This window comes from Mesorhizobium sp. M7A.F.Ca.AU.001.01.1.1 (assembly GCF_004022735.1).
Classification (GTDB): domain Bacteria; phylum Pseudomonadota; class Alphaproteobacteria; order Rhizobiales; family Rhizobiaceae; genus Mesorhizobium; species Mesorhizobium ciceri.
The window spans coordinates 1-3,979 of record NZ_RZPF01000618.1; the positions used below are offsets into that span (position 1 = coordinate 1).

Annotated in this window: 4 protein-coding genes; all 4 read right to left on the reverse strand. The window is 63.1% G+C overall.

From position 1 onward, the window contains the following. Positions 1-250, reverse strand: a 250-nt coding sequence (locus EN884_RS28395; protein WP_128360868.1) for an LLM class flavin-dependent oxidoreductase, incomplete at its 3' end; no start/stop codon positions are given. A gap of 39 nt (positions 251-289) precedes the next feature. Then, complete coding sequence (locus EN884_RS28400) at positions 290-1,801, reverse strand: aldehyde dehydrogenase (protein ID WP_063170690.1); 1,512 nt, start codon at positions 1,799-1,801, stop codon at positions 290-292. Continuing rightward, positions 1,798-2,790: a flavin reductase gene (locus tag EN884_RS28405; protein WP_027161918.1), complete on the reverse strand. Its 993-nt coding sequence runs from the start codon at positions 2,788-2,790 to the stop codon at positions 1,798-1,800. The genes EN884_RS28400 and EN884_RS28405 overlap by 4 nt, the downstream gene beginning before the upstream one ends. Before the next feature lie 191 nt (positions 2,791-2,981). Continuing rightward, positions 2,982-3,979 (reverse strand): helix-turn-helix domain-containing protein (locus EN884_RS28410; protein WP_164895197.1); only part of this gene is annotated, 998 nt, incomplete at its 5' end.

Consider the following 3,979-nt stretch of genomic DNA (forward strand, 5'->3'; position numbering starts at 1 on the left):
GGCTCCAGTACGGCGCCACCAGCGTCGAGGTGCCAAGCCGGATCTGCTGCGTGTGCTGCGCCAGCCAGGTCAGGGTCATCAACGGATTGGGCGAGATGGTGCACTCGATCGTATGATGCTCTGCCGTCCACAGCGTCTCGAAGCCGCCCGCGTCGGCCATCTGCGCCAGCTCGAGCAGATTGCTCTTCACCTTCGACATCGGCATGTCGGGCGAGAAGCGCTCCATGGTCAGCGACACTGCAAATTTCATTTCTGTTGTCCCGTCCTTTGTGGTCGGTGTGGGTGATGCTCAGCGCAGGCGGATGACGAATGGGTCCTGCATGAGCCCGGAATAATCGATCATGATGTTCTTCAGCCGCGAGAACTCCTCCATCACGTCGAAGCCTCCCCTGCGGCCATAGCCGCTTTCCTTGAAGCCGCCATTGGCCGACATGAACGACGAGGCGCGATAGGTGTTGATCCAGACGGTTCCGGCATCGACATTGCGGGCAAAGCGCAGCGCGCGGTCGATGTCCTTGGTCCAGATGCCGGAGGACAGTCCGTAGCGCGTGTCATTGGCGAGCGCGGTCATCTCCTCTTCCGACGAGAAGGGGATGACGCCGACGACCGGACCGAAGATTTCCTCCTGCATGAAGTCCATGTCGTTGCGGGCGTCGACCATGACGGTCGGCTCGAAATACCAGCCTTCCGCGAGCGCGGCCGATTGCGGTCTGCGGCCACCGGCCGCGATCCTCGCCCCCTGATGGACGCCCGAGGCGACGTAGCTTTCAACTTTGGCAAGTTGTGCCGACAGCGCCAGCGGACCCATGTCGGTATCGTCATTCAGGGGGTGGCCCACCCTGACCCGCCTGGCGCGCTCGACCAGCGCGTCGACGAAACGGTCATAGATACTGGCCTCGACGAAGCAGCGCGATCCGGCAACGCAGCTCTGGCCGGCGGCCGCGAAGATGCCGGAGACGACGCCGTTGACGGCATGGTCGAAGTCGACGTCGGCAAAGACGACCTGAGGTGATTTCCCGCCAAGCTCCATCTGGCACGAAACCAGGTTTGCGGCCGCGTTGGTGGCGATCCGCCGGCCGGTGGCCGTGCTGCCAGTGAAGACGATCTTGGCGATGTCGGGATGACGCGTCAGCGCGTCGCCGGCGCTGGTGCCGGTGCCGGTCACGACATTGACGACGCCGGCGGGGAAGCCGGCTTCCATGATCAGTTCGGCCAGCGCCAGCGTCGAGGCGGTGGCGTGTTCGGACGGCTTGATGACAACGGTGTTACCGATGGCAAGGCAAGGCGCCAAGGTGCCGGTGAGCAGCATCAGCGGCGAGTTCCACGGCGTGATCATGCCGATGACGCCAAGCGGCTCGCGCATGTTGAAGTTCAGCATGTCAAGCTTGTTGACGGGGATGGTGTCGCCCAGCAGCTTGTCGGCCATTCCGGCGAAATAGCTGTAGGAATCCGGTATGGCGCGCATCTGCGCCCGCATTTCCTTGAGCAGCTTGCCATTGTCGCGTGTCTCGATCAGCGCCAGCTCGTCGGAATGTTCGAGCACCAGCTCCGCCAGGCGATAGACGAGCTTGCCGCGGTCGGTCTGGGTCATGCGGCGCCAGGCCGGATCGGCAAAGGCTGCCCGCGCTGAAGCGACTGCGGCATCGACATCGGATGCGTCGGCCTCGGCCAGCTCATACCAGGACCTGGCGGTCGTTGGATCGTAGCTTGGAATATATTGCCCGCCTTTCGGTGCGACGAAACCGCCGCCGATGAACAGCTGCTGGCGGGAATTCTCGAGCGATTTGACTGACGTCTTCATGGCTGTTCCTGTTCGGCGTCCTTGGGGCTTTGCATCCATGGCTTCGAACCGCCATCAATGCTGGCGAGACGCCCGCCATCGCCCGAATCCATGTAGATGCTGAAGCGCTCGTCGTGCCGCTCGCGGCTGTAGCGGCGCAGCAGCGCGCGGATTTCGCGCGCCGGAATGTCTTCGTAGGGAAGGTCCGCCAGCGGAAAGAACTTGAATCCCGCGGGCAATGTGAGGGCGGCGGAAGCGCCGGAGAGACGGGCGCGATAGATGAGGTAGCCGGGATCGCTGTCGGCGACATCGAAGACGGAATAAAGAAACGTCTCATCCGGAAGCAGCGTCAGTGCGTCGCCGCCTTCGAGCTTGAGTTCGTTTTCCGCCTTGCGGCTCTTGGCGCTGGGCAGCACCCAGCCGCCCTTGCCGTTGGCGCGCAACAGGATGTTGCCTTCGGCTTCGATCAAATAGCCGACGATCATCGAGTGGGAAGCAAGCCAGCCCGGTGGCAGTGGATCCTTCACCGAGGCATAGCGTCCGCGGCAAAAGCCGAGCGGTGCCGACGGACTGGTGCCAAACGCCTGCACGGCGCCGATGAGAACGACATGGTCGCCGGCATCGACGCGGTTGTGCACGGTGCAGTCGAACCAGGTCAGGCATTCGTTGAGGATCGGCGCCCCGGTGTGGACACGGTCATGGCTGATCGAGCCGAACTTGTCGTGCGCCTTCGAGGCGAAGACCGCCGAGACGTCAGTCTGCCCCTCATGCAAAAGGTTGACCGCGAAGGAGTCGGACGCGTTGAACGCGGCATAGCTGGCAGCGGCCTTGCCGACGCAAACCAGAAGCAGCGGCGGATCAAGCGAGACCGACGTGAAGGAGTTGGCCGTCATGCCGCGCGGCGTGCCATCGGCGTCGCGGGTGGTGATGACTGTGACGCCGGTCACGAAGGTTCCGAATGCCCTTCTCAGTGCAATCGGATCGATCGTTGGCTGTGGGGTCGTCAGCATCTGGCCTCGTGTTCCCTCTTCGTATTGCGCGAGACGTTAGCCGCTGACCTGCAGCCGTTCTTCCTCCTGTTGATAGGAACAGCAAGCAGAGAGGCTGCTGTGTTTGCGAGCAAGGATCGCGGACAACAACGCAAGCAGCAGGGAAGAGTCCCGGGCTGGAAACAGTCCGCACGGCGGAGGCTGGAACGATGCTATCTTTCGACCGAAGCGCGGTTGTCGATGACCTCGCGCAAGCGGATGGCGAGCTCGAAAGCAAAGCGCCGCTCAGGGGTATCGAGATCGACACCGAACAGCTCCTGGATGCGCGCCAGCCGGTACCGCAAGGTGGTCACGTGCAGCCCCATCGCATCAGCGCAGGCCTGGCTGCGGCAGCCTTCGCGCAGATACGAGAACAACGTCTCCATATAGGGGGTGCCGTGCTGGCGATCGTGATCGGCGATGGCGCCGACACTGTCCTGCACGAAGCTCCGCACATCCTCCACCTCGGCGGCCGCGATCAGCATCGGCAGCGGGCCGAAATCCTGGCTGGCAAAGACGCCGGTCCGGCCGAACGAGCGTCCGATGCGGATCATGCGCCGGCAGCGATCCCATGCCGGGGGATAGTCCGCAAGTTTGGTGCAGAGACCGGAAAGAACGACGAAAGGTTCCTGGCCGAATTGGCGCCCCAGTTCCTCGGCAACCTTGCGCAGCAGCTTGGCGACACGGTCCCTGTCTTCGCCCAGCTCAGCCGGGATCAGGCAGACGAGGCCATTGTCGACGACGATGATGTCAGCCGCGACCGAGTTCTGCTGCAGCAACCGGATCACCGCATGATGCGGATCGACCAGACGTCCGGCGCTGCTTTGGGCGGCTTCAGGCAGGTCGATGAGGATCATCTGCTTTGGTGATGCCAGCCCTACGCCAAGCCGCTGCGCCCGCTGCATTACATCTGCGGGGTCGTGCCAGCGATGCTCGACCACCTCCATGAACAACTCCGTCAGCGTGCGTGTCTCGAATCGGAAGCGGATGAAGCTGCGCATCATCTGGACGCTGAGCGCGAATTTGGCGCTGTCGAGCAGAAGCAGGTCGAGCTGGCTGAAGGGCTCCTGCATGGTGAAGATGACCATTGCCCCGACAGCCTCGGCATCAACGCTCAACGGTTCGATCTTCGCGGTGAGACGCAGACGGCGCGTGCCGTCGTCGAGGAAGA

What these genes read in the sequence shown, in the direction of transcription:
- EN884_RS28400 (WP_063170690.1), bottom strand. Translation starts at nt 1,801, where the DNA reads ATGAAGACGTCAGTCAAATCGCTCGAGAATTCCCGCCAGCAGCTGTTC.
- EN884_RS28405 (WP_027161918.1), bottom strand. Translation starts at nt 2,790, where the DNA reads ATGCTGACGACCCCACAGCCAACGATCGATCCGATTGCACTGAGAAGG.